Raw genomic sequence first — 24352 nt, forward strand, 5'->3', positions numbered from 1 at the left:
AAGGTTGTACCTTGTTTTTATGGTTATAAAAAATCAGAGTTTTCACTCTGATTTTTGTGATTATTTCAAGTTTTGAACAACTTTGACTAGATTTTCAACAGTAAATCCATACTCTGCCAATACTTTTGGTGCTGGGGCAGATGCTCCAAAGGTATCAATACCGAGAACTGCACCATCAAGACCAACATATTTGTACCAGTTTTGGGTTGCTCCCATTTCGACTGCAACACGACGACGAACTGCATTTGGAAGGATTTCTTCTTTATAAGCTGCGTCTTGTGCGTCAAAGACATCTGTAGATGGCATGCTGACTACACGGACTTTTGCACCTTGACTAGCCAATTCTTTGGCAGCTGCGACAGCGAGATTCACCTCTGAACCTGTTGCAATCAAGATGGTATCAAAGTCTGCTGCACTTTCATAGACAACATAGGCACCTTTAGCAACCTTGCCAAAGTCTGTCCCTTCTTCAACAGTCAAGTTTTGACGTGTCAAGACAAGGGCAGTTGGTGTTTTTTCGCTTGTCACGGCAAGATACCAAGCTGCTTGAGTTTCACGCGCATCTGCTGGACGGAAAACATTGAGATTTGGCATAGCACGAAGACCTGCTAGGTGTTCAACTGGTTCGTGAGTTGGACCATCTTCACCAACCGCAATAGAGTCATGGGTGAAGACATAAGTCACAGGAAGTCCTTGTAAGGCTGACAAACGGACAGCTGCTTTCACATAGTCAGAGAAGACAAAGAAAGTACCACCGTATACACGAAGTCCACCATGAAGGGCCATCCCGTTCAAAATCGTTCCCATTGCAAATTCACGAACACCAAACTGAATGTTGCGGTTCAAGCGATTGGCATCATCTTGAAGTCCATCCGTTTTGATGTAAGTCATGTTTGAGTGAGCGAGGTCAGCTGATCCACCTAGGAAAGTTGGTAACTTGGCAGCTACAACATTCAAAGCATCTTGACTTGAATTACGAGTTGCTTGAGAGAAACCATTTTCTAAGGCTGGGAAGTCTGCTGGAGTTACCTCAACTGGGTCGCGTCCGTCGATAATGGCTTCTACTTCTGCAGCCAGTTCTGGATGAGCTTCTTTATAATCAGCAACTAGTTTTGTCCAAGCTTGATAAGCTGATGCGCCACGATCTGCAACATTTTCTTTGAAATCAGCATAAACTTGTTCTGGAATTTCAAATGGTTCATAGTCCCAACCGAGAGCTTGGCGAGTAGCCGCAGTTTCATCTGCTCCAAGAGGAGCACCGTGTACCGCATTAGTTCCTTGTTTATTTGGAGAACCGTATCCAATAACAGTCTTCACTTCAATCAAAGATGGTTTTCCTGAAGCTTTAGCTGTTTCGATAGCAGCATGGATTGCTTCCAAGTCTGTCCCATCTTCAACCAAGGCTGTATGCCAACCGTAGGCATTGTAACGGTCACGAACACTTTCAGTAAAGGAATCCTTTGTTTCACCATCCAAGTTGATGTCATTTGAATCATAAAGGACAACCAACTTGTCGAGTTTTTGCAAACCTGCGTATGAAGCCGCCTCACTTGAGACACCTTCCATCAAGTCTCCATCTCCACAAATTACATAAGTGTAGTGATCAAAGAGATTGTAGCCTTCGCGATTGTATTTTGCTGCTAGGAAACGTTCTGCTTGGGCAAAACCTGTGGCAGTCGAAATCCCTTGACCTAAAGGACCAGTAGTAGCATCAATTCCTGCTGTATGACCAAATTCTGGGTGACCTGGCGTTTTGGAACCCCATTGACGGAAGTTCTTGACCTCATCCATGCTAACATCTTCAAAACCAGAAAGGTGAAGAAGGGCATAAAGCAACATAGAGCCATGACCTGCTGAGAGGATAAAGCGATCACGGTTGATCCAGTTTGGTTGTGCTGGATTAATGCGAAGTTGTTTTGTAAAGAGGCTATAAGCCATCGGAGCTGCTCCCATAACCACCCCTGGGTGACCTGAGTTGGCTTTGTTGATAGCGTCAATTCCTAGGAAACGAATTGCATTAACAGATAGATTTGACATAGAATTTCCTTTCTCTTTGAGGTGATTAATGAATCACACATCCTATTTTACTATTATATGAAAAAATGCATAGAATAGCAATAAAACAACTTAATATAAAACAACTCACCTAATCCTTCTAGATCCTTGTCGCTTCATAGTAAGGCAGCAAGCAATCATAGACTTCTTCTAATTTTTCTAAGATCACTTCTAATGTTTGATTTTCAATAAAAGAAACATCTGCCTTAACCAAAACTTTACGGACTTCCTGACTTATCACCTTCTCGCGTAAAGTACGACGATTTTCTTCATTAGCCTCCATCTTATAATTTTCCCCATTTGAGTAGACTAAGTAATAAACACCTTCTACTGGTGGAATATCTAAAATCTTGGCTTGTTTGCTCAGCGTCTGCTCATCCTTCTTACGCTCGATGAAACTGACTTCCAAAGAAATTCCAAAGTCAGCAGGTGTTCCATACAAACGCAGCGCCATCATAGGCTCTGTCACCTGCCCCTCTCTCTGTATATAGGCCCAAAAATGTGGTCGCAAGCGCTGCGCTTGATTCATCCACTGACTAGTCTGTTGTAGTTGTCATTCTGGATGACTTGCTTGGAAGGTCTTGGCTAGATTTGTAAAAGCCTTACGAGCCTCCTGGCCCTTGTGGCGCAATTCCAGCATCTTCTCTCGTTCATCTCCAGCCTTATCTGGATTACGGTACTGGATCCCCGCGTAAGATAGATAATTTCTGATGGTTTCCATCATCTGTCTCTTCTCCTTTTTTCTAACAAAAAATCAGGTCAAGCCTGATTTTGTTTATTCTGTATCCACGACAACATAGCGATTTGGCTCATCACCCTCAGAATAGCTAGTCACCCCATCCATGCGTGAAATAATGCGATGGATGATCTTGCGTTCGCTATTTGACATTGGGTCTGTTTGCTGGCTACGACCTTCCTCTAAAACGCGAGTCGCTAATTTTTGAGCGTAGGTTTGTAACACTTCTGCACGGTGTTCAACATAATCATTGACATTAATCGTAATGTAGAAAGTTCTTGAATAGCGATTATAAAGATAATTTTGTGCCAAGAGTTGAAGGGCCTTCAAGACTTTTCCATGATAGCCGATAATACGACCTGGTTCGTTGGTGTCAATTTGAAGATTGATGGTACGACGATTGTAGTCGCTCGAAATCGTACCTTCAACATCCATATCATCCACAATGGTTTGAACGTAGCTAGCTACTTCTGTTGCCACTTGTTCGGTATCATAACTTGGCTCTACTTTTAAGCCCAAATCTTCCAACGATTGGCTCGCTACTTCTTGCGTTTCAGCTTCTTTTTCTGGAGCAGGCTTAACTTCCTCAGTAGCATCTTCTACTTGCAGTTCATTTAAAATTGAAATATGACCTGTTTCTTCCAAAATCGTGCTGGCATGTTTTTCATTTTTCAAGATTTCAGCCTTGACCTCTTCAGAGACACCTTGACCTTCTTCTTCAATTTTCTTGATGGCTTCAACCACATATCCCAAATCAACAGTCGCTTCGCTGACGGTTTTCACTGGCTCATTCTTTTCATTGACTTCTTTTGGAACACCTTTGACAGCCTGTTGATTGGCTTTAATCACTGTTGTTTCACTGATTGCTTCGATATCAACTTGAGCTGGCTTCTTACCAAACAAGCCCAAGAAACCTTTTTTCTCTTTTGAAACGACCTTGATGTGGGCCTTCATTCTTGAAATATTTAATTCTTTCAACCCTTTTTGGATTGCTTCTTCAACCGTTGAACCTGTAAATAATACCATTACCAGATTCCTCCTTATTTTTTCTTTTTCTGTGCTTTCTTCAAGGCTCTTCTCTTCTTGCCTTCTAAATCTCTTTCTGCTTGGACTACTGCTTCTCTTTCAGCAATAATCTTGAAAGGATTGTTCAAGAAATAGGTTTGCAAAACTTGATAAGCATTGGATACTGTCCAGTACAAGGCAACTCCACTAGGCGCAGAGATGGCAAAGATAAAGATCAGTACCGGCATCCCGTACATCATCCCTGTCATAGCTCCACTTCTTTCAGGCAAGGCCTTATTTGATAACCAACTGCTCAAGAAGGTAAAGACTGCCGCCAAAATCGGAAGGATAAAGCTTGTGTCTACTCCCCCTAGGTTCACCCATAAGAAGTGCCCTGTTTTTAAAAAATCCACTCGACTCAAGGCTTGGAACAAAGCCAAGAGGACCGGCATTTGTATTAGAATCGGCCAAATAGAGGACGAATGTTTGACCCCCAATTCCTTATAGACCTTCCGCATCTCCTGGTCTAGCTTGGTTCTACTTTCCATATCGCGACCCGGATATTGTTCTTGTAGAGCCTTGATGCGCGGTTGAGCCTCTTGCATTTTTCTAGAGGCAACCATCTGAGTCTGAAAGACTGGTAATAGAATCGTACGAATCAGGATTGTAAAGAGGATAATCCCCACTCCGATACTAATGTCAAAGGACAAAAAGCGGATAATTTCAGCAAAAAAATAGACAAATTTGCTCCAAAGATCTGTCGAATCTGCCGTTATATCGCTAGCTGTACTATTTGTTGCACAGGCCGTCATGATAAACAAGGACAAGCCCAACAAACTAGTCAACTGTAGTTTCTTTTTCACTCCCATTTCCTTCCTGATAAATCTTTGATAACTTTAATACGTGGAGTAGATTTTTCTCCATCTCTGCATATTCCAAGGTTTCCACCCCTTTTCGGGCAATCACGACAAAATCGACATGCTCTACCAAACTCTCTTTTACACTTTGTAGAATGTGTCGGATTCGTCTCTTAATTTGATTTCTGGTAACTGCATTCCCCAGCTTTTTGCTGACGGACAGTCCTACTCGAAAATGGTTTTGCTGGTTTTCCAATTGATAGACAACAAATTTTCGATTGGCAAAACTTGTTCCTTCCTTGAAAATTGCCTTAAAATCTTTCTCTCTTTTTACACGAAAGTTTTTCTTCAAAACTCAACTCCATCTATTAAATTACTACTATTATACCATATTTTTCCAAAAAGCCAATAACAGCAAGGTTTTAGAGATTTTCTCCATAAAAAAAGGTGGGAAACTACGTTTTCCAACCTTCTTTTCTTCTATTATTTGCTCAATAAAATGTTAAAACAGCTTATTTTTTCAAACGTTCCACATCACGCGCAATCACTAATTCTTCATCAGTTGGGATAACCAAGACACGAACAGATGCTGCATCTGTTGAGATATCTCCAGTTACGCCAAAGACGTTCTTCTCTGAATCTACATCACATCCAAACCAAGAGATGCCTGAAATAACATCACGACGGAAATTTACTGCATTTTCACCAACACCTGCTGTAAAGATGATTGCGTCTGCTCCGTTTAGGACAGCAAGGTATTGACCGATGTGTTTTTGGATACGGTCAACATAGATTTCATAAGCCAATTTCGCATCGTGGTTACCTTCTGCTACAGCTGCTTCGATATCACGCATATCACTTGACTTGCCTGAAACACCCATGAGTCCTGATTCACGATTGAGAATGCGACTGATATCTTCTGGCGTGTTGAAGTCCTCAGTATACTGCATCAAATAAGGGATGATAGCTGGGTCAATATCTCCTGTACGAGTTCCCATCATCACTCCACCAAGCGGTGTGAAGCCCATAGAAGTGTCAACCGAACGACCGCCCTTAACTGCCGTAATCGAAACACCATTACCGATGTGACAGGTAATCAATTTCAAATCTTCTAGAGGGCGTCCCAAAAGTTTTGCTGCTTCTCCAGCTACAAACTGATGACTTGTCCCGTGGGCTCCGTATTTACGAACCTTGTTCTCTGTGTAGTATTTAGTTGGTAGAGGATAGCGATAAGCCTTCTCTGGCATGGTTGTGTGGAATGAGGTATCAAACACAACAACGCTAGTAATATCCGGAAGCAATTCCTTGAATGCACGAATTCCTGCTGCGTTGGCTGGATTGTGGAGAGGAGCCAAAAGTCCCAACTCTTCGACTTTCTCTAAAACATCGCCCTCAACGACCGTTGATTCCTTGAAGTATTCACCACCAGCTACAACGCGGTGTCCAACACCTGTAATCTCATCATAAGATTTGATGATATCGAAACGAATCAAATCATCCAATAAAATTTTAACGGCTTGTGTGTGATCGTCAATATCAAGAATTTGTTTTTCAGAACGGTCGTCGAATTTTACAGTTGAGATCGAATCCTTCAAGCCGATACGTTCAATCAAGCCTTTCGCCAATACTGTTTCTTCTGGCATTTGGTATAGTTGCCATTTCAAACTCGAACTTCCAGCATTGATTGCAATTGTTTTTGTCATAACATGATACCCCTTTTTAAGCGTTTTCATCTATTATAACAAAATCTACCTTATATTTCAGTACCTTTGCTCCAATTTTGAAAATTTTCTTTAAAGGTCAACAATACTGACGGATCTTGCAGACTTGTTAGAGGATAGACAAAGGGTTCTGTTTCCTTGTCTCTTTTCTTTTGTAAGACAAAAATACTCTTGGCCTGACTGGCCGTTGAAAAAATATCCTCTGGTAAGGCGATGATAGCAGTCAGACTGACTTCGTCTTTGAGCCAAGCTTTTAACAAATCACTTTGGGGGCTGGTCAACAAATCACTCGGAGCCAGAAAAATAGCATAGCCATCTGACTTGAGGTACTTGAGACCTTGTTCCATCAGCAAATGGTGGGCATAGGTATGCTCTTGACTAGAAGCCACTTGATAGCGTGAAGCGATGGCATCATCTGGGTAATAGCCAACAGGCAAGTCGCTGATGACCACGTCGCTTTCTTTAAGCATTTGCGGACGAACGGCGTCTCCTTGGACAAAACCAGCTTGCAAACCAATCACATCTGCCATACTGGCTGCCAAATCAATCAGCAAGTCATCCACTTCGACTCCCAAGTAATCCACCTTTTTAGCAAGAGAAGTCAAGAAAGTAGCGCCCAGAATCCCCATGCCAGAACCCATTTCGAGGATGCTAATTTCCTCTTGATCAAACAACTCTTCCACAATAAGTACCAAGAGGAGGGCAATGGCATCCGGCGTAAACTGGTGATTAGCCTGCAAAGGCTCCGTTTGCCCTGCCTTCATCAAGAGAAACTGGTAGGTCTTGAGCCACTCTTCCTTGCGAAGGGCTAAGCGCTTAAGGGCTTGATTGTTCTCCTTGACCTGCTCTAGCTCGGTCTCGCCATCTAGGTAGATACTATTTTGCTCTACCAAGGCATCATAAAAGTTGGTCGCCAAATCACTTTGGATGACTTGGACATTCTCTAGTAAATACGTATAAGCTTGTTCAATTTTTTCAAAATCCATATTCCTATCTTATCAAAATTCCCCTATTTTTTCCATCTGAAGAGAAATAATCACTGCTTTAGTCAGCGAGTGATTTTTGGGCTACAGTTAAAAAGAGCTCTGCGTAATTTCCTAGGAAAAGACCTTCAGCACTATGAAGAATCTGACTGTCAATGCTCGAAAAACCAAACTGGTCGAGTTTGGTTTCCAGTTCAGCCAATTCAAATCCGTGGTGGTTGGTATCTGTCTTGACAAAATCAGCAATGAGGACTTGTCCCTTCACCCTAAGGTGTTGGTGAAACATGGCAAGGGTCGCGTCTAGATCAGGCATATGATGAAGAACCCGACTGACAACAATCAGATCAAATTGCTGGTCCAAAGGATTCACCAGTAAATCCTGCTCCAAGAGTTGAAGATTCCTGATTTCTTGGTCCTCTGCTTTCAAACGGGCTTCCCCCAGCATTTTCTCTGAAATGTCTACTAGGGTAACCGACTTGGCCTGCTTGGCCAGGGGCAAGGCTAATAGACCCGTCCCACCACCGAAGTCCAATATTTCCTTGTCTGATAGAAGAGCAATCTGTTTTTCAACTGCTTGACAAACCAAATTTGCAAGAAAGATATTTTTGGGCGAATCAAAGGTTTCTGCTTTGTGATTAAAATCGTGTTTCATGCTTTTAGTGTAACACAAAGAAGTTGAATTGCCTAGGAATTGGCTTTCTTTTCAGGTTTTTCTTCTGTTTTTTGTTGATTTTGTTTTGGATTTGAATCAGTCGCTAGCTGTTGCTTTTTATCCGTTTTCTTTTCCTTGGCTTTCATCGAAGGAAAGAGAAATTCATAGTTGCCCTTATTCATACGAACACTTGTTGCAAAACCTGTTTTGGTATTTTGATAAGTGACTTTTCCTAGGTTAAAGACTCGTTCCCCACTTTCTTGCTCAGCCTTATCTTTACTTCGCTTGGCCATGGCAAAAGCTGCCAACTTTTCTTTGTTTAGGGTATAGTCTTTGTGATGGGCAACTTGCCGATTCAAATAAAACTGCAACAAAAGGCTAAAAATGGCTGCCATGGTGACTGCATATAAAAGAACGCCTGCCTTAACTTTTTGTTTTTTCCACACGATAGATGAACTCCCTTTCTAAGCCCTTTTGAAATTGGAAACGAAAGCGAACCAATTGATTTTCCTCTGTAATTTGAGCTGATTTGAGTCCATAAACCATTGGCTGGTAACCCCGTCCACTGCTATCCGTTTTTCGAAAATCATCCGATTTGAATGTGCCCATAGCGATAGCCTTGCCGTCTTGCTTCATATAGAGGCGATTGTCTTCCACCTTCTCAAACTGCGAACGCTCTAACTCAGCCTCTAGCTGGTCCACAAACAAGAGCCACTCCTTTTGCTCGCTTTGCTGCTGGTAACGAACTTCTGAAATGAGGAGCTGACTCATAGCCTGAAAGAGGAGCAAGCCTCCGCTAATGACGATAAGGGCAATCAGAGATTCTAAAAGAGTGAAAGCTCTTACCTTACTGCTCTTTAAGATCGAGCAACTTCTCTGAACCATGGTAGACCTCCAATCCTTTTTCGCTAGCAAACACCTGAATCTCCACTCCATTGACCTTCACTTGATTTTGCCCTGTTTGCAGGGCCATCTTAGCTACACGCAAGACTTCCTCTTTTTGCAAGATCTCTGCCTCTTCTTGTCTATTTTTCTGGATTTGTCCCAAAAGAAGGGTTGCAATACTGGCAAATACGGCCAGAGCCACTACTGCTTCTAGTAAAATCACTGCCCTAATTTTTTGTCTCTTTAATGCGTTTAATTTTTCCATTTCCTAGATATAATCGATAGCTGATTGCTCCTTTGCTGGTCTGAAATTCAACCTTAGCCAGAGATCTATTCCCACCAGCTCGGTCAAAGTGAATCGTCTGTCCTGATGGTGCTTGAATTCCTTTGGGAACTGTCAACTTTTGACTGCCATTGCTAATCGTCTGTCCGTCTATGCTCAAATTTGTCTTTTGTTGACTAGCTACACTACGCTTTTGCGTTTCACGGTAGAGTTCTTCAAACTCCATAAAGAAAATCTGCTCCTCCACCGCTGCAAAACTGGACTGAACAGAACCGGACAAGCCCAAGGCAAGGATACTCACAAGTCCCAAAACCAAGAGGCTTTCAAACATGGTAAAGGCCTTAATCTGCAACAGTTTGACTTGTTTTTTGTTTTGCATGGTAGTCTTTATAAGCTTTGGCTTGCTCAGCTGTGATACGACCGTCCGCTTGTAATTTGCTAAGACTAGCATCTTCATTCTTGTCCAGACGATAAAGCTCTGCCTGGCTTTCCACGACCTTGACAACAGCAGCTTTTCCTTTGTCATCTACGGCATCCTTTTGCTTGGTCAAATTGGGCACAAAGAGCAAGAGGAGTACGCTGATGATTAAAAGGACGACTAACATTTCTACCAGAGTGAAGGCTTGAACCTTGGCTTTTTTTAAATTTGTCTTGATTTTTTTCATTTTAGAAATTTACCTCCATATTTTGATACATGGGCATGAGCATTGCCGCATAAAGTAAAACGATAATCAGGGCCACAAAGATAAAAACCAGTGGCTGCACCAAATTCATGGTGCGGTTGACTCGAGTAAAAAAGGCTTCCCAAGTCTTTTCTGCATAGATTTCCAACTCACTCCCCAGCTTGGACTTGACTTCCCCATACTCGATGATGAGACTCAACTCCTTTTTAAAGAAAGGATAGGTTGCTATGGTTTGAGAAAATTCACGACCATTTTGCAGGGCTTGAGCCAGATCTTGACCGATTTCTTTAAAGAGCTGAGAGCCTTGTTCCTGCATGATTTGAAAAATCTGCGCCAGCTCCATCCCCTGCGAAATCATATTGCCCCATTCACGCGCGTAATAGGCCGTCAGATAGGTCTGAACAAAGATTCCCAGAAAGGGCAGGCGTGCTAAGATAGAAAAGACGCGCATCTTGGAACTTCTTTTATAGAAAGTGAGGGATAAAAGGGCGAGTATGGAAACAAACCCTACCATTCCCAGAAAAATTTGTGGCAGATTACCGATGATTTGGGTAGCAATATTGCTACTATCTAGTTGAGGGAGCAAATAGTTCCTCAACCCCAGCATGATTAGCAGGAGAAATCCCAGCAAAATCAAGGGATAAGTCGCCACTTCGATTAATTTTTTCTTGACCTTGGCCAGATTGTCCAGATATTCTTCTATCTTCCCCAGACTCAGGTGGAGATTTCCATGAACTTCAGCCAGGGATAGCTGGGTCACAATAGCACTTGAAAAACCCAAGCTGTTCATCATTTCTGAGAAAGATTTTCCCTTGGATAAGCCTTGGTGCATCTGGGCCACATAGTCCTTTTCCAGCAGGGCACTTCTGCCCAAAAAAGAAATAATTTCCACCAAATGAAAGCCACTGGAGAAGAGATTATGAAACAGGGTGATAATTTTCTTCTGCTTAGCGGTAGCTAATTTTTTCCGTTTCAGCCTGAAGACTTGTGATATGTCCATCTTTAAGAAGCTGGTCAATCTGTTCATTCCAGCTAGTTGGCTGGTGTTCTTGATAGTCTTTGTTTGCAAAGTCAACGATTCCTCCTCCCCCGATTAATCTCTGATAGCAGACGCCTTGCAGAACAACTGCTAGTTCCTCCTCCGTCACACCCAACTCCAGAAGGCGCTCATAAACACCTCGGATACTTTTGGCATGAATGGTTGAAAAGACCGTCGCCCCTGTCAGACTGGCTCTAACCACTGCACGCGCCGTCTCACTGTCCCGAATTTCACCGATAATCAAGAGGTCTGGGCGATGTCGGAGAGACAGTTTGATCAGATTTTCATAGGTCAGTCCAATCGCCTCATTCAACTGCAACTGGAGCATGTCGTCCTGCTTGATTTCGACAGGATCTTCGATAGACATAACTTGCTGTCCCTTAAAGAGGGACTTAGCTAATTCGTGCATCAAGGTCGTCTTGCCACTGCCGACTGGACCGGCAAAAAGGTAGAGCCCCCTTTGCCTGTACTGCTCTCCTAACTCCGCTAGATTCTGAAACCAAAAGCGCAACTCCCTTTCCTCGTCGTGCAACAAACGAATGACCAAACTCTCATGTCCCCGATAATCTCCTACGGTTGACAAGCGCAGAGAAGACACCTTCTCTCCATGCTGGTAGTCACAAGAGCCCAGCTGACTGCGGCGTTTTTCTCCTACATTCATACCCGCCACAAACTTGAAATGACTAATCACTGCAGCTAAAACCTCAAAATCATAGGAGTCAATTAGACACCTCTCATCACCAATTCGCATATGAAGTTCATAAGTAGCCTCCTTGGGAATGAAATAGATATCCTGAGCCTTCTTTTCTTTCGCAGTCGCAATAATTTTCTGTGCAATTTCTTGTACCATAGCTCCCTCCTTATCTAGACTATTCGCAAAAAAAATAAAAAAACAACTTTTAAAAGTTGCTTTTTTATCTCAATTTTATACGGCAAGAACGGTGCTTTTCTTGACCTGTTTGTTTTTCATAACCTGGGCGTAGTTTTTCATCGGGTATGATGCCTTCGTCTTCGAGAAGGAGGAGGGAGTGATATTGTTGCAAATACTCATCACACTCATCACACCAACGCTGGTCCGCAGGATCCCAAAAAATGGTCATAAGGTCACTCCGACTCTTATAGAAGGGAGTTTTGCTTTCTAACTCAAACCAGCAAGTTTTGTAATATTTTAGAGCATCATAGTACTTGTCAAACCGTTGACTCATGATGACATCTTCTTCCCAACCTTCCATGAACCACCAAGGCTCAAAGTCCCCATACATTTCTATAACACGATACATTTTCACTACTTCCTTTGTACCGTATATTATAACGAATTTTTCAAAACAAGGAAAGAATTTTGCTTAAGTGCCCTATCAGAGAAACTTATTAAAACCTATTTTGAGACTATCATAAAAATAGGAGTCCCTTGCCGACTCCTATTTTATCATCTTATGCTTGATAACGTTTCACACCATCTAGATAGGTAGCTACCAATTCCAAATCTTTATCTAGCACGATAAAGTCAGCATCGTAGCCTTCACGGATTTGGCCACAAACATCATCAATGTGAACAGATTTTGCTGGGTTGAAGCTGGCCATCATGACTGCTTCATGTGGAGAGGCAATGTTCCAGTCAACCACATTCTTCAAACCGTCTTTGAGCTTGAGAATAGAACCCGCCAAGTTTCCAGTAGATTTGAGACGAGCAGTTCCATTTGCAACGACAACTGGGAATTCTCCCAACATGTAGTCACCGTCTTCCAATCCACCAGCTGTCATACAGTCTGTGATAAGAGCAATATTTTCTGTTCCTTTTTGTTTGATAAGGATTTCGCAGGCTTTCGGATCCACGTGGTGACCGTCACAGATCAACTCTGCATAGGTATGAGGTAATTGATACATGGCTCCAACCATACCGAGTTCACGGTGAGTCAAACCACGCATCCCATTGTAGGCATGTACCCAAACACTAGCCCCAGCATCGACTGCCTTTTTAGCTTCGTCAAATGTTGCATCTGAGTGACCAAGAGCAACCGTCACACCTTCGCCCGTAACCGTACGAACAAAGTCTTCTACACCTTCACGTTCTGGCGCAAGGGCGATTTTATTGAGCAAGCCATTTGCTGCTTTTTGCCAAGCACGAAACTCATCCATACGAGGATCTTTCATGTAGGCAGGGTTTTGAGCTCCCTTGTATTTCTCTGTGAAATACGGACCTTCAAAATAGATACCACGAATCTTGGCTCCAGTTGCTTCCTGGTAACGGGCACCGATATTTTCTGTTACTGCGAGCAATTGCTCATAAGAAGAAGTCAAAGTAGTTGGCAAGAAGCTCGTTACTCCCATGCTGAGGAGCCCTTCACTCATGGTATGAAGCGTTCCTTCGATGTTATTATCCATGACATCCACACCGCCAAATCCATGAATGTGGGTATCCACAAGTCCTGGAGCAATGCTGTAGCCTGTATAGTCAATGACGTCAGCGCCTTCAGAAATCTCTTCTACATGCTTTCCAAACTTACCATCCACAAGTTCCAAGTAGCCGCCACGACGAACTCCGTGTGGATAGAAAAACTGATCCGCTTTAATATAATTAGGCATAATGATAACCTCCTTGATAGATTGTTTCTAGAATTTATTATGTCAATTACATTATAAACCTTTCTTTTTCATTTGTAAATGGTATAGACCTATTTTCTGGAGATATTTTAAAAGAGCTGGATTTCTCCAACTCTTTGATCTTATTTTGATTTCACAGGTAGTTCTTGAGCAGCCTTAACAGCAGCTGCAATCGTCTCTGCGTAAAGTTTAGCACCTTCTTCAATCATGTTGCTATCATTTCCAAAGTGAACTTGGTCGGTTCCAGCCCAGATTTCAGGGTGTTCCTTAGCAACTTTATTCCAGTCAGCGATGCTCACGTAAGGATTCTTTTCAGCTAATTCCCGCGCATAAGCCGCATACTGCTCCACTGATGTGTAAGTGTCCTTACTCTTATCTCCCTCATAAGGTGTCACCAGTATCAGATGGTGTCCTTTCGGTAGATTGTTCACGATGCTGTCCAAGTCATTCTTATAGCCTTCAGGATTATTGACTCCCGTTGCAATGACAACTGTTTTTAGCAACGCCTTGTTCTGACTGTTATTGAGCATAATATCGTTGGCTTGCTTGGTCGTTCGACTAACCTGGGCATTGATATTTGCTTCAGGAAGTGCCTCTTGTAAGGCTGTATTGGCACGCAAGGCTACCGAATCTCCTATTAGGCTTGTTCCATCAGAAATTCCTAGACGACTCAGTTCAGCTTGTTCAGCAAGAGTCTTTGTTTGTCCTATATTGGTCTGGGCTTGTTTGAAACCATTGACCATCAAGTCTGTCTCAAAGGCTCCAACTTGGGGAGATACAATAGTAATCACCAAAGCAATCGCTCCAAGGATTCCCACACTAGAAGCACTGATAGATTTGATATGAGGCAATTTGCTGATTTTCCTAATGAAGGGATTGGTCCTACCGGCAATCAATGGCTCAATAATATAGAAGGATAGGATAGCAAAGAAATAAGAAAAGATGATCGTCAGAATAACAGCAGGCAGATTACTCATCAACTGAGAAAAGATAATATAGAAAGGCCAGTGGAAAAGATAAACCGCATAGCTGGTATCCGCTAGAAAGATGATTATCCTAGGTTCTTGTATCTCTGGAGTCTTCTCATGCAAGACACGCGCAGCGAAAATCATGACCACGGCTGCTAAGCTGGCAAGTAAGAAACCAAACAAGTAAGCGAACAGGTAGGTAAACTTAACAAAGAAGGTCAAGAGTACTAATACCAAAAGCCCCGCGGCAAACACCAGTAGATTCTGACGAAGATTCCACATTCGATCAAATTGTTTGACCAAATCAGTCGTCTGACGAACTCCCACAACTGTCGCAAGGATACTTCCTAAAAAGAAAGGGTAGACATGGGTTAGACTTGAAAAGTAGACAGACGAATAAGAACTAGCCATGAGACTACCAATAAACATAGAGAAGAAGCTAAGGATGAATGCTCCCGCAGACAGGAGAAAGACGGTTCCTCTCAACTGACTACTAGATTTTGATCGTTTAGACAAGAACCAGACAGCCAAACCCCAAAGGATGTAGTAGTGAACCTCAACAGCCAAACTCCAGTTATGAACAAAAAGGTGGGGAATGAACTGAGATTCATAGCTGCCCCCCGTAAGCATTTCATAGAAGTTGGTCACAAAGCCGAAAACTCCAGCAATCTGACCGCCAATACCTGCAACATAGTCTTGACGAACTAAGAGAGTAAAGGGCATGGTCACCAAAACCATCAAAACCACAGGTGGTACGATACGGTAAAACCGTCTCTTAAAAAAGCCCAGCAAATCAATCTGGCTTTTCTTACCAAACTCTTCCAAGAGGAGAGAGGTAATCAAGAATCCTGAAAATGTGAAAAAGACATCTACCCCGAAAAAGCCTCCAGGAAAGATGGTCTGAAAGAAGTGGTACAAGAGTACCAGTAGTAAACCTGTAATCCTAATCAAGGAAAACCATTTAATGCGCATACGAGTTAATTCTCCCTTTCGTTATACACTTTATTCTATCAAAAAAAGAAGAAAAATCCTACGAGAAAACGCAGGATTTTTTAGCTTCTATAAATTCCATTTTAGAAATTGCGGCCCGACTTATTGTAGCCATATTTTTCTACAAAATACTCGCGGAATTCCAAGAGATTGTCGTCCATGATGGCTTGTCGAACCTGCTTCATGAGGTTGAGCAAGAAGTAGAGATTATGGTAGCTAGTCAAGCGGATGCCAAAGGTTTCGTCAGCCTTGAGCAAGTGACGAAGGTAGGCTCGTGTGTAGTTCTTGCATGTGTAGCAATCACACTCAGGATCCAGTGGCGTAAAGTCTTCAGCGAATTGGGCATTCTTGACAACCAAACGACCTTGGCTAGTCATACAAGTTCCGTTACGAGCGATACGAGTCGGCAAGACACAGTCAAACATATCCACACCACGAATAACCCCATCAATCAAGCTATCTGGCGCTCCCACACCCATCAAATAGCGAGGTTTATTTTCTGGGAGAAGTTGGGTTGTGAAATCCAAGACCGCATTCATCTCTTCGTGAGTCTCCCCAACTGCTAAACCACCGATAGAGTAGCCCGGGAAATCCATACTCACAAGGTCGTGAGCAGATTGGCGACGAAGGTCTTCAAATCCCGCTCCCTGCACGATTCCAAATAGCCCCTGATCCTGTGGACGACGGTGGGCTTTTAGACCACGCTCTGCCCAACGGCTGGTTCGTTCGATGGATTTCTTCACATAGTCATACGGCTGGTAAAACTGAGGACACTCGTCAAAGGACATCATGATGTCTGAGCCCAGATTGTTCTGAATTGAGATAGCTTTTTCTGGCGACAGGAACATCTTAGACCCATTGAGGTGGTTCTTAAAGGTCACGCCTTCTTCGGTGATGTTACGGCTATCAGCGAGTGAATAGACCTGGAAACCACCGCTATCTGTCAAGATAGGCTGATCCCAGTTCATGAACTTGTGGAGACCACCGGCGCGTGCAATGAGTTCATCACCCGGACGAAGCCAAAGGTGATAAGTATTAGACAAAATAATCCCTGAGCCCATCTCTTTGAGCTCCTCAGGCGACTGAGTCTTAACGGTCGCTTGGGTACCAACTGGCATAAACATAGGTGTTGGGAAGGTTCCGTGTGGGGTGATAATCTCCCCCAAACGAGCTCCCGTGTGCTTTTCTTTCTTAATCAAACGGTATTTGATTGGTGAATCTGACATTTCTTACCTCCGAAGCTGGGAAAAACAGTCCCAGTTCATACTTTGCGCCCAAAGGCATACTGTATGATTTTATCAAAAAAAGCTGGAACTGTCACGAACTATGGTATAATGAGAGAATGAAATACCCAAAAATTGATTTAAAAACTATTCGTCTGCAGGCTAGGCAATTTCAGGCTGAAAATCCCCGCCTCCTTCTGGTCTATCTCCTTCCTAGTATGCTGGTCATCTTGTCAGGCTTTCTCAACCCCTTGGCTCGTCTCCAAGAAAGTGTTTTAGAGCAATCCTTTTTCAGCATGCTGACACAAGTTCTCCAAGCCTATCTCTTCCCGCTAGTGGTTTCTTTTATGAGCGCTATTTTTCTAGCAGGTGCTGCTTTTGCGACACTCCGACTCCTCAAGGATCCTGATACGGAACTCTCAGCAAAATCAAGCCTGGCCCTTTTTACTGAAGAGCGCTTCTCGCAAACTTTCCTGACCCTCCTCCTCAAACGCTTCTACCTCTTTTTATGGAGTATCCCAAACCTAGTAAGCGTTTATTTTCTTTTTTATAGCAATCTCTTGGCTCGGAGATTTGTCGCCCTACATCCTGAATTTCCAAAACTAGACCTCTCATCCGTTGAAACGGAGCAATTCCTTATGACCTTTGGTCTCTACTTTTTCGCGAGCCTCATCTTGATGATTGTAGGAAATGCCCTCTATATCCCGCAACATTACGCCTACTCGCAGGTAGAATTCCTCCTCTGCGACACTCTAGATTTAGGGCAGGCTAAACCCAGTCAAATCCTGAAAACAAGCCGTTTCTTGATGAATGGTTACAAATTCCAGCGCTTTGTCCTCGACCTACAACTACTCCCTTGGTACTTCCTCAATTGGATCACTTTTGGAATTGCTAGTTTTTCAATCCTTCCCTATATCCAAAACAATCACATCTTCTTTTACAGAGCCCTACTAGCCCGTAAACGTCGAAATGGATAAGAATCTACAAAACCCAGTGTCCTGAAAGACGCTGGGTTTCTTATTTAAAAAGCAACATACTCAGCAGAGTCAAAATAGCGGGTCCACCTTGCTTCAGAATAATCTTCTTATTATCCTGAAGGAAGACACACAAAAAAGAAGCGGGAACTCAATCAGTTCCCAACTTCCATTTTAATGATTAGTTCATTGAAACGTGAACGTGATCATAGTGGTTTTCGGTTACGCTACCACGGTCTGGCATTGGATTCCAAGTGTAGGCTGGTCCATATTTACTATCGTATGGAGCGTAGAAACGTTGTTTCCAGATGATATAGTTAATGCCACGGCTAGCCATATTTTTGACTGCATATTCTACAATTTGATCCCCGAGTGCTGAACTCACTGGAACCATAAAGTCGATGGCCAAACCTTTTCCATGGTCCCCACTGTCACCAGGACGGTAACCACTAAAGGATGTGATGCCAAACAAGTTGGCTACTTCTTCTTTAAAGGCTGCCGTTTGTGGTTGAAGACCAGCATTCTCAGACTTAGCTACAGCAAGTCCTGCATAGTCAGGAGCCGCTGGAGCCGAATACGTTCTTGAAGGAGTTTGGCTTTGCTCTGCTTGATAAGTTGAAGTTGCAGTGTCAGAAGTTGCTGTTGATGCTGCTGTTTCTTCTGCTGCACTTGTTCCTGTTGTATCAGCAGGCGTTTCAGTTGCCGGCGCAGCTGCTACTGGTGCTTCTGCTGGAGTTGTTGCTGCCGTTTCTTCGGTAGCTGGAGTCGCTGCTTGTGGAGCTTCTTCAACTGGACTAGTTGTTTCTGCTACTGGTGCTTCCGCTGGAGTCGTTTCAGCTGTTTCTTCAGCTACAGATGTTTCTGTAGATGGTGTCTCTTCAGCAACTGTCGCTGTCTCAGAAACTTCTGAACTTGGCGCTACTTCTGCTGGTTTTTCCGTCTCGGTTGCAGTTGGAGCTTCCTCAATTGGTTGAGAAAGGTCTTCTACTTGAACCGTTTGTTCATCGACGGTTACTTGGTTGGTCGTCAAATCAGCTGTCGCAGTCGTCACTTCTTCACTAGCATCTGCTTGAGGAGTCTGGATTTTAACTTCCGTCACCTCTTCTGCCTCATTGACAGTTGTAGTGAGGACAGTATCTGGGAAAATCAAGTCCATATTGGTGATCTTGTTCAAATTAGCAAGAACTGTCACATCTACTCCCAAAGCTTCTGCAATCGTGCTCAGGGTATCACCATACTGAACTGTATAGCTGTTTTTGTTCTCGTTTTTCGTCACGTCATTTTGGATTTGCTCAACGGTACGTGCTGTCCATGCAATTTCTTCCGCTTGAGTTGCCAATGCTGGCGCAAAAGACAAGGCTACTGTTGAGGCTAAAATAATTCTTTTCTTCATTCTTTCACATTCCTTTCAAATGAGTACCTGTCTATCATAACACAAAAAAAGCAGAAAAAAAGCCCTCTCGGGCCTATTTAACAGAACTGACCATTCCTTGTAACAAACTCGATCAGTTGAAATAGTTTGTTAGGTTTCTGTCACAGAACTGACACACTCTTCTCGTTACTTATCCTCAAAAATATAAGGAATATCTGCTAGTGCTTGAATCTTCTGATTCCCTTCATAAGATGACTCTAAAAAGTTAATGCTTTGAAGACCACTATTCTGGGCAAATTCCACATCCAAAGTCCGATCCCCTATATAATAGGTAGTCCTAGGATCCAACTCATATTTGTCTAACAGATATGTCGCCGCTTCTGGACTAGGCTTGCGTGCAAAACCACTCTGACTGGTTAGAATCTCTGTGAAATAGAACTCCAACCCCAAGTCTCTTAAAATAGTAAGAGCATTGTCTCCCTTATGAGTATAAACAAACTGCTGAATCCCTGCTTGTTCTGCCCAAGCCAACACTTCACGCGCACCTGGCATCAAAACTACCTGGGCATTCTTCTCAGCTAGACTCTGGGCACGCACCTGATTGAGCACTTTCGCATCCAGCTTTCGCTCTTCTGCCACCTGCTCCAGCAAATCCTGCACAGAGTACCTGAGGATAAACTCTCTCACGCTCTCCTTATCATAAGGAATAGAAAACTGACCAAAGGTTTCCTCAATCCCTGACAAAATCGCTTCGTAAGAGTCCAATAAGGTTCCGTCTAAATCCCAAATAAAGGCTATTTTTTGCATCTCCTATCCTTTCAAACTCATATAACGCTGGTAACGGTAGCGTAGAAATAACCATCGAAAACCATTATCCAAGAGAGTCCCTGCCCAAATACCAGGTAAGCCCCAACCAAGAACAATACCCATCAGATAAGCTGTCCCGATTCGGATACACCACATACCGATACTTGTCGCATAAAAGGGGAGACGAGCATTCCCCAAACCCTGCCAAACTGCCGTATATATAACTGTCCCTGTCGCCATGGGGGTTCCTAGTAGAGAGAACAGTGCCACCAAAACACTCGCCTCGACTGCTACAGGGTCCGTCGTATAGAGATGAGTCAGTGGTGTCCCCAAGGCATAGATACTGAAAGTTAAGGGCAACATGAGAAGCAGAGAAAGCCAAAAGGTTTGTTTGCTCAAACTAGCGACTCTTTCCCAATTATTCTCTCCAACTGCTCGAGCCACCTGCATGACTGTTGCCGTAGCGACGCCAAAGGCAGGCATATAGTTAAACTGGGTCAAGACTTCTCCGACTGCATTCCCCGCTACTGCCTCCGTCCCAAAAGAAACAACCAAGGCAATGATTACTACATCTCCAGCTCGCATCATGAGACGTTCTCCTGCCGCTGGCAAAGCCAAAGTCAATAGTTCCTTATCTAAACCAAAAGTCGGTTTCTCAAAAGGCAGCTTTAATTGCGACCACAGAATCACAAGACCGACTAATCGAGACAAGATAGTCCCCCAAGCAACACCCGCTATGCCCATATCAAGGACAAAAATAGCTAGACTTGAAAAAAGAATATTTAAGGCATTTGACAAGAGACTAACATAGAGGGGGAGACGCGGATTATGAGTTGCACGAATCAAGGCCCCAAAACTGGTCATCAAACCCAAAAGAACAATCGAACCACCCACTAAAGAAAGGTAGAGTCCTCCACTTTCAGCCACAGCCTCCTCAGTCCCCAAAAGTCCAATCATCTCTTGCCCAGCAAAGATAGACAAGGCCCCTAAAAGCAAACTCAGTAGCAAGGTAATCTTCAGCGCTTCAGTCACATGATAAGCTAGCTTGGACTGATCTTTCTGCCCCATGCTTTTTGAAATAACACTGGAAATAGCAGCCCCCAGAGCGATGAAAATCGCCTGGTAAATGGTGATAATATTGCCAGCCACTGAAACACCCGAAATAGCGATCAAGCCCAAGTGAGCGACCAAGTAACTATCCACCATGCCCATGAGCATCTGCAAAAAGTTTTCGCCCATAGCGGGTAAGGCAATGTTGAGAATGTCTTTATTTTTCCTAAACATTCTGTCCTCCTGATGAAAAGAAACTCAGTTGGTTTCCCAACCGAGTTTACTTCCTCTGTCTTAAAGTCCTAGATAAGCCTCAACCGCTGCTTGCATGTCAGCAGCTGCCACTGTTGTTTTATGACGAACTGGAGCCGTTTCTAGGCCATCAACTGCTGGTGGCACTGCCACTCCTGAGATTTCATGTAATTGAGCCAAGGCTTCAAAGTCTGTCAAGCCTGATTTTCCTGTTACAGCTTCTACGGCAACTACTGGGAATTTATAAGGACTAGCTGTTGAAGCAATCACGGTCTTAGTCACATCACCTGTCGCCGCTTGGTATTTTTTATATACGGCCGAAGCAACTGCTGTATGAGGGTCCTCAATATAAGCATCTGCCTCATAAACACGCTTGATTTCTGCTGCTGTTTCCGCTTCAGTCGCATACTCAGCTGCAAAGAGGTTCAAGATAGCAGAATCAAAATCAGTCAACTCATATTGTCCTTGTGTACTCAAGGCGTTCATGAGTTCAGCTGTCTTAACCGCATCATTCCCCAAAAGATGGAAAATCAAACGCTCCAAGTTTGAAGATACTAAGATATCCATAGATGGACTAGTTGTGACCTTAAACTCACGTTTCTTATCGTAAACACGTGTTTTAAAGAAGTCTGTCAAGACATTGTTGTCATTTGAAGCACAGATCAATTTGCCAACTGGCAGACCAATTTGTTTAGCATAAAAGGCAGCCAAGATATTTCCAAAGTTTCCTGTTGGTACTGTGAAGTTGACCTTATCACCAGCCACAATCTCACCAGTCTTGACCAACTGAGCATAGGCATAAACATAATAAACAATCTGTGGTACCAAACGACCAATGTTCATAGAGTTAGCTGATGAAAATTGCAGTTTATTGGCAGCCAATTTTTCACGAAGAGCCACATCATTAAACATATGCTTCACGTTTGTTTGCGCATCGTCAAAGTTTCCATCAATAGCGATAACATGAGTATTGCCGCCAGTCTGAGTAGTCATTTGCAACTCTTGTACCTTGCTGACACCATCCTTTGGATAAAAGACGATAATCTCAGTACCAGGTACATCCGCAAACCCTGCCATAGCCGCTTTTCCAGTATCACCAGATGTCGCTGTCAAAATGACAATCTTGTTCTCTAAACCATGCTTTTTAGCGGCCGTCGTCATAAAGTATGGCAAGATAGACAAGGCCATATCCTTAAAGGCAATCGTTGAACCATGGAACAATTCCAAGTTGTATTGCCCATCCAATTTCACCAATGGCGCAATAGCTGGAGTATCAAACTTGCTATCGTAGGCATTGTTGATACAGTAATCCAACTCCTCTGCTGTAAAGTCATCCAAAAATGCTGACAGGACAAGCTTAGCTACTTCTTGGTAAGAAGCATCTTTTAATTTGTCAAAGTCCAAATCGACCTTTGGATAAGTAACTGGGGTAAAGAGACCACCGTCCGTCGCCAAACCTTGCAAAATAGCTTGGCTGGCAGTTACTGTATTTTTCGCATCACGCGTTGATTGATAAACTAATGTCATGAATCTCTATCCTTTATCTATAGTCTCTTCCATTATATCATGATTTTTCAGAAAATTCTCCCTTTATCAGAGAAATTATAGGCCCAATTCTTCTTTCAAAGGCTGTAAGTAGGTCATTTCTTGCTTACCTCTCTTCTCCAGACCTTCCTCAGCTAGAAGGAGTAAGCCTTTTGAAAACTCGACAATTGCAGTTTCTTCCTCAACTGTGAGCATTTTCTTAGAAAATTGTCGCCTCAATGACTTATAATCACGACCAAATGTGGTTAAAAATGGTGCAGATTGCAAGTAAGCTTCTAACTTGTTTAAATTAACCAACAAACCCAAATGAAAAGCCGTCGCAGCAAAAGTACGATTCAAGGGTTGCGTACAGACACTACGAAACTCAATAGTACCTCGAGTTGTCAAATCTTGGTACTGGTAACTACGATGAGTTTGGAAATCCTCCTCCTGAGGATGAATCAACACCTCATCCCCATTAAGGGCGAAGGCGTGAATTTCCGGAGTCCCTAAGTAATCTTTTGCTCGAATTGGGTAAAAATAATAGGTTTCGCCATCACGTTCCGCAGTAAAGATTGCAGAATGATCTAGGTAATCAAAAAAATCATTCTCATCTTTGAAGAGTCTGGCATTGACGCCTACATTTTCAGGATAAATCCCGTGCATAGATTCTTCCCAAAAAATATCTCTCGAAATTTTGGTATCCCAATCTGCCCCTGAAAACTCAGAATTGGCAAACAAATAAGCTTTTGCAGCTTCGATCTGAGTAAATGCGTTGATAACACGCAAATAGTTAGACTTTGAAACATCCAATTGAACTTGGCTTCCACAGATAAAAGCACCATATTCCGGGTAATCGTGTAAATCCGCCCCTAGAAAAGTTCTACTCAACTTCAAATAGTTCATTAACATCTGATAGCGTGCATAAGCAACCGGTTGATTCTCATTCTTCTCCCAGTATGGATGGATTCCAGAACCAATAATGGCATGATTTGCCTCACCCAACTTTTTCTGAATCAGAATCATGTAATCTCGAAAACGCACTTCAACCTCTTGGATGGATTCCGCCCTACCAAAGGCAAACTCGATAGTTATATAGGAGACTTCGAATAAGATAGTATCTTGGCTAACTGGATCAAGTAACTGAATTGGATTTCCAAAATCATCTACTTTTTCGATCGTAAAACCCAGAACTGATGGTAAATACCGAAAGAGATCCTTAACAACTTCACCATCTGTAGCTTTACCCTCTAAATTTACAATAGGATATTCTAACTCAATACCAATAAATAAATCAGGATTCTCTTTTATATTCTTTAAGTAACGTTTCTTTAGTAATTCAACAGACCGAGACATTAATCACCAAACTCTTTCATAATCAAAATAAATTGTGAATAAGTAATATTATACCAAAAATACACTAAAAATGACTAGAATAAGAAAAAAATGATTCTTCAGTTATCTGTACTTAAAGAAAAATATCAAAATCTTCACTAAATCAAAAAACAAGGTCCGAAAACCTTGTCTTTCATACTATACCGGCGGCCGGGGTCGAACCGGCACGTCCTTGCGGACACTGGATTTTGAGTCCAGCGCGTCTGCCAATTCCGCCACGCCGGCAAATAGTAACTGGGGTAGCTGGATTCGAACCAACGCATGAGGGAGTCAAAGTCCCTTGCCTTACCGCTTGGC

At 42.9% G+C, this 24352-nt stretch carries 24 protein-coding genes, 1 tRNA gene and 1 pseudogene; 1 reads left to right on the plus strand and 25 read right to left on the minus strand.

The genetic code is table 11. The features are described from left to right. Positions 1-60 precede the first annotated feature (60 nt). The 19 genes and pseudogenes from tkt to tgt form a co-directional block, all read right to left on the minus strand. Positions 61-2037 (minus strand): transketolase, encoded by a 1977-nt coding sequence (gene tkt, locus SORDD24_RS10350; RefSeq protein ID WP_061410143.1) that lies wholly within the window; start codon positions 2035-2037, stop codon positions 61-63. Positions 2038-2155: 118 nt separating this feature from the next. Continuing rightward, positions 2156-2779, minus strand: a pseudogene (locus tag SORDD24_RS10355) (HI_0552 family protein). Positions 2780-2830: 51 nt separating this feature from the next. Next, positions 2831-3817: an RNA-binding cell elongation regulator Jag/EloR gene (jag, locus tag SORDD24_RS10360; protein ID WP_061410145.1), complete on the minus strand. Its 987-nt coding sequence runs from the start codon at positions 3815-3817 to the stop codon at positions 2831-2833. Positions 3818-3831: 14 nt separating this feature from the next. Then, on the minus strand, positions 3832-4659 hold the full coding sequence (locus SORDD24_RS10365) for a YidC/Oxa1 family membrane protein insertase (protein WP_196757300.1): 828 nt from the start codon (positions 4657-4659) through the stop codon (positions 3832-3834). Next, positions 4634-5005 (minus strand): ribonuclease P protein component, encoded by a 372-nt coding sequence (gene rnpA, locus SORDD24_RS10370; protein WP_061410150.1) that lies wholly within the window; start codon positions 5003-5005, stop codon positions 4634-4636. The genes SORDD24_RS10365 and rnpA overlap by 26 nt, the downstream gene beginning before the upstream one ends. A gap of 160 nt (positions 5006-5165) precedes the next feature. Further along, positions 5166-6356 carry an acetate kinase gene (locus SORDD24_RS10375; protein ID WP_000167798.1) on the minus strand — a complete coding sequence of 397 codons (1191 nt, stop codon included), beginning with the start codon at positions 6354-6356 and terminating at the stop codon, positions 5166-5168. A gap of 50 nt (positions 6357-6406) precedes the next feature. Then, positions 6407-7360, minus strand: coding sequence for a class I SAM-dependent methyltransferase (locus SORDD24_RS10380; protein ID WP_061410152.1), 954 nt, complete (start codon positions 7358-7360; stop codon positions 6407-6409). A 58-nt stretch (positions 7361-7418) separates the two neighbouring features. Next, positions 7419-8009: a class I SAM-dependent methyltransferase gene (locus SORDD24_RS10385; RefSeq protein ID WP_061410154.1), complete on the minus strand. Its 591-nt coding sequence runs from the start codon at positions 8007-8009 to the stop codon at positions 7419-7421. A 32-nt stretch (positions 8010-8041) separates the two neighbouring features. Continuing rightward, complete coding sequence (comGG, locus tag SORDD24_RS10390) at positions 8042-8455, minus strand: competence type IV pilus minor pilin ComGG (RefSeq protein WP_061410156.1); 414 nt, start codon at positions 8453-8455, stop codon at positions 8042-8044. Beyond that, positions 8433-8894 (minus strand): competence type IV pilus minor pilin ComGF, encoded by a 462-nt coding sequence (gene comGF, locus SORDD24_RS10395; protein ID WP_061410158.1) that lies wholly within the window; start codon positions 8892-8894, stop codon positions 8433-8435. The genes comGG and comGF overlap by 23 nt, the downstream gene beginning before the upstream one ends. Beyond that, positions 8857-9159, minus strand: a complete 303-nt coding sequence (gene comGE, locus SORDD24_RS10400; RefSeq protein WP_196757301.1) for a competence type IV pilus minor pilin ComGE — start codon at positions 9157-9159, stop codon at positions 8857-8859. The genes comGF and comGE overlap by 38 nt, the downstream gene beginning before the upstream one ends. Further along, entirely contained in the window at positions 9122-9556 is a 435-nt protein-coding gene (gene comGD / locus SORDD24_RS10405) for a competence type IV pilus minor pilin ComGD (RefSeq protein ID WP_061410160.1), read from the minus strand. Before comGD ends, comGE begins: the two co-directional genes overlap by 38 nt. Then, a complete protein-coding gene (gene comGC, locus SORDD24_RS10410) occupies positions 9519-9842 on the minus strand; it encodes a competence type IV pilus major pilin ComGC (RefSeq protein ID WP_061410162.1) in 324 nt (107 codons plus the stop codon). Before comGC ends, comGD begins: the two co-directional genes overlap by 38 nt. A gap of 1 nt (position 9843) precedes the next feature. After that, positions 9844-10860 carry a competence type IV pilus assembly protein ComGB gene (gene comGB / locus SORDD24_RS10415; RefSeq protein WP_196757302.1) on the minus strand — a complete coding sequence of 339 codons (1017 nt, stop codon included), beginning with the start codon at positions 10858-10860 and terminating at the stop codon, positions 9844-9846. After that, positions 10808-11749: a competence type IV pilus ATPase ComGA gene (gene comGA / locus SORDD24_RS10420; protein ID WP_061410164.1), complete on the minus strand. Its 942-nt coding sequence runs from the start codon at positions 11747-11749 to the stop codon at positions 10808-10810. The genes comGB and comGA overlap by 53 nt, the downstream gene beginning before the upstream one ends. A gap of 64 nt (positions 11750-11813) precedes the next feature. Then, the gene (locus tag SORDD24_RS10425; protein WP_061410165.1) at positions 11814-12179 is read right to left on the minus strand and encodes a DUF1033 family protein; all 366 of its coding nucleotides are present in this window, start codon (positions 12177-12179) and stop codon (positions 11814-11816) included. A 151-nt stretch (positions 12180-12330) separates the two neighbouring features. Beyond that, entirely contained in the window at positions 12331-13482 is a 1152-nt protein-coding gene (nagA, locus tag SORDD24_RS10430) for an N-acetylglucosamine-6-phosphate deacetylase (RefSeq protein ID WP_061410167.1), read from the minus strand. Positions 13483-13622: 140 nt separating this feature from the next. Next, entirely contained in the window at positions 13623-15440 is a 1818-nt protein-coding gene (locus SORDD24_RS10435; RefSeq protein ID WP_061410169.1) for an acyltransferase family protein, read from the minus strand. A gap of 101 nt (positions 15441-15541) precedes the next feature. Further along, positions 15542-16684, minus strand: coding sequence for a tRNA guanosine(34) transglycosylase Tgt (gene tgt / locus SORDD24_RS10440; RefSeq protein ID WP_001285249.1), 1143 nt, complete (start codon positions 16682-16684; stop codon positions 15542-15544). Between the two features lie 116 nt (positions 16685-16800). Here tgt and SORDD24_RS10445 point away from each other — a divergent pair, with 116 nt between their 5' ends. Further along, complete coding sequence (locus SORDD24_RS10445) at positions 16801-17658, plus strand: DUF975 family protein (protein ID WP_061410171.1); 858 nt, start codon at positions 16801-16803, stop codon at positions 17656-17658. A gap of 178 nt (positions 17659-17836) precedes the next feature. Here the strand turns inward: SORDD24_RS10445 and SORDD24_RS10450 are convergent, their stop codons facing one another. The 6 genes from SORDD24_RS10450 to SORDD24_RS10475 all read right to left on the minus strand — a co-directional run bounded on the left by SORDD24_RS10450 (position 17837) and on the right by SORDD24_RS10475 (position 24280). Next, positions 17837-19048: a LysM peptidoglycan-binding domain-containing protein gene (locus SORDD24_RS10450; protein WP_061410173.1), complete on the minus strand. Its 1212-nt coding sequence runs from the start codon at positions 19046-19048 to the stop codon at positions 17837-17839. A gap of 165 nt (positions 19049-19213) precedes the next feature. Then, the gene (locus SORDD24_RS10455; protein ID WP_061410175.1) at positions 19214-19834 is read right to left on the minus strand and encodes an HAD family hydrolase; all 621 of its coding nucleotides are present in this window, start codon (positions 19832-19834) and stop codon (positions 19214-19216) included. 3 nt (positions 19835-19837) lie between these two features. After that, positions 19838-21118: an MATE family efflux transporter gene (locus tag SORDD24_RS10460; protein ID WP_061410176.1), complete on the minus strand. Its 1281-nt coding sequence runs from the start codon at positions 21116-21118 to the stop codon at positions 19838-19840. A 60-nt stretch (positions 21119-21178) separates the two neighbouring features. Beyond that, a complete protein-coding gene (gene thrC, locus SORDD24_RS10465; protein WP_061410177.1) occupies positions 21179-22663 on the minus strand; it encodes a threonine synthase in 1485 nt (494 codons plus the stop codon). Positions 22664-22738: 75 nt separating this feature from the next. After that, positions 22739-24016 carry a glutamate-cysteine ligase family protein gene (locus SORDD24_RS10470; RefSeq protein WP_061410178.1) on the minus strand — a complete coding sequence of 426 codons (1278 nt, stop codon included), beginning with the start codon at positions 24014-24016 and terminating at the stop codon, positions 22739-22741. Positions 24017-24196: 180 nt separating this feature from the next. After that, positions 24197-24280 (minus strand) — tRNA-Leu (locus SORDD24_RS10475). Between the last annotated feature and the right edge of the window lie 72 nt (positions 24281-24352).

Origin of the sequence: Streptococcus oralis, from assembly GCF_001579175.1 — a bacterium.
In the GTDB taxonomy this organism is placed as follows: domain Bacteria; phylum Bacillota; class Bacilli; order Lactobacillales; family Streptococcaceae; genus Streptococcus; species Streptococcus oralis_O.

What these genes read in the sequence shown, in the direction of transcription:
- tkt (WP_061410143.1), bottom strand. Translation starts at nt 2,037, where the DNA reads ATGTCAAATCTATCTGTTAATGCAATTCGTTTCCTAGGAATTGACGCT.
- SORDD24_RS10450 (WP_061410173.1), bottom strand. Translation starts at nt 19,048, where the DNA reads ATGAAGAAAAGAATTATTTTAGCCTCAACAGTAGCCTTGTCTTTTGCG.
- comGB (WP_196757302.1), bottom strand. Translation starts at nt 10,860, where the DNA reads ATGGACATATCACAAGTCTTCAGGCTGAAACGGAAAAAATTAGCTACC.
- SORDD24_RS10380 (WP_061410152.1), bottom strand. Translation starts at nt 7,360, where the DNA reads ATGGATTTTGAAAAAATTGAACAAGCTTATACGTATTTACTAGAGAAT.
- nagA (WP_061410167.1), bottom strand. Translation starts at nt 13,482, where the DNA reads ATGCCTAATTATATTAAAGCGGATCAGTTTTTCTATCCACACGGAGTT.
- jag (WP_061410145.1), bottom strand. Translation starts at nt 3,817, where the DNA reads ATGGTATTATTTACAGGTTCAACGGTTGAAGAAGCAATCCAAAAAGGG.
- SORDD24_RS10460 (WP_061410176.1), bottom strand. Translation starts at nt 21,118, where the DNA reads ATGTTTAGGAAAAATAAAGACATTCTCAACATTGCCTTACCCGCTATG.
- SORDD24_RS10425 (WP_061410165.1), bottom strand. Translation starts at nt 12,179, where the DNA reads ATGTATCGTGTTATAGAAATGTATGGGGACTTTGAGCCTTGGTGGTTC.
- SORDD24_RS10435 (WP_061410169.1), bottom strand. Translation starts at nt 15,440, where the DNA reads ATGCGCATTAAATGGTTTTCCTTGATTAGGATTACAGGTTTACTACTG.
- SORDD24_RS10385 (WP_061410154.1), bottom strand. Translation starts at nt 8,009, where the DNA reads ATGAAACACGATTTTAATCACAAAGCAGAAACCTTTGATTCGCCCAAA.
- comGA (WP_061410164.1), bottom strand. Translation starts at nt 11,749, where the DNA reads ATGGTACAAGAAATTGCACAGAAAATTATTGCGACTGCGAAAGAAAAG.
- comGF (WP_061410158.1), bottom strand. Translation starts at nt 8,894, where the DNA reads ATGGTTCAGAGAAGTTGCTCGATCTTAAAGAGCAGTAAGGTAAGAGCT.
- SORDD24_RS10470 (WP_061410178.1), bottom strand. Translation starts at nt 24,016, where the DNA reads ATGTCTCGGTCTGTTGAATTACTAAAGAAACGTTACTTAAAGAATATA.
- thrC (WP_061410177.1), bottom strand. Translation starts at nt 22,663, where the DNA reads ATGACATTAGTTTATCAATCAACGCGTGATGCGAAAAATACAGTAACT.
- tgt (WP_001285249.1), bottom strand. Translation starts at nt 16,684, where the DNA reads ATGTCAGATTCACCAATCAAATACCGTTTGATTAAGAAAGAAAAGCAC.
- SORDD24_RS10445 (WP_061410171.1), top strand. Translation starts at nt 16,801, where the DNA reads ATGAAATACCCAAAAATTGATTTAAAAACTATTCGTCTGCAGGCTAGG.
- SORDD24_RS10375 (WP_000167798.1), bottom strand. Translation starts at nt 6,356, where the DNA reads ATGACAAAAACAATTGCAATCAATGCTGGAAGTTCGAGTTTGAAATGG.
- comGE (WP_196757301.1), bottom strand. Translation starts at nt 9,159, where the DNA reads ATGGAAAAATTAAACGCATTAAAGAGACAAAAAATTAGGGCAGTGATT.
- SORDD24_RS10455 (WP_061410175.1), bottom strand. Translation starts at nt 19,834, where the DNA reads ATGCAAAAAATAGCCTTTATTTGGGATTTAGACGGAACCTTATTGGAC.
- comGD (WP_061410160.1), bottom strand. Translation starts at nt 9,556, where the DNA reads ATGCAAAACAAAAAACAAGTCAAACTGTTGCAGATTAAGGCCTTTACC.
- comGC (WP_061410162.1), bottom strand. Translation starts at nt 9,842, where the DNA reads ATGAAAAAAATCAAGACAAATTTAAAAAAAGCCAAGGTTCAAGCCTTC.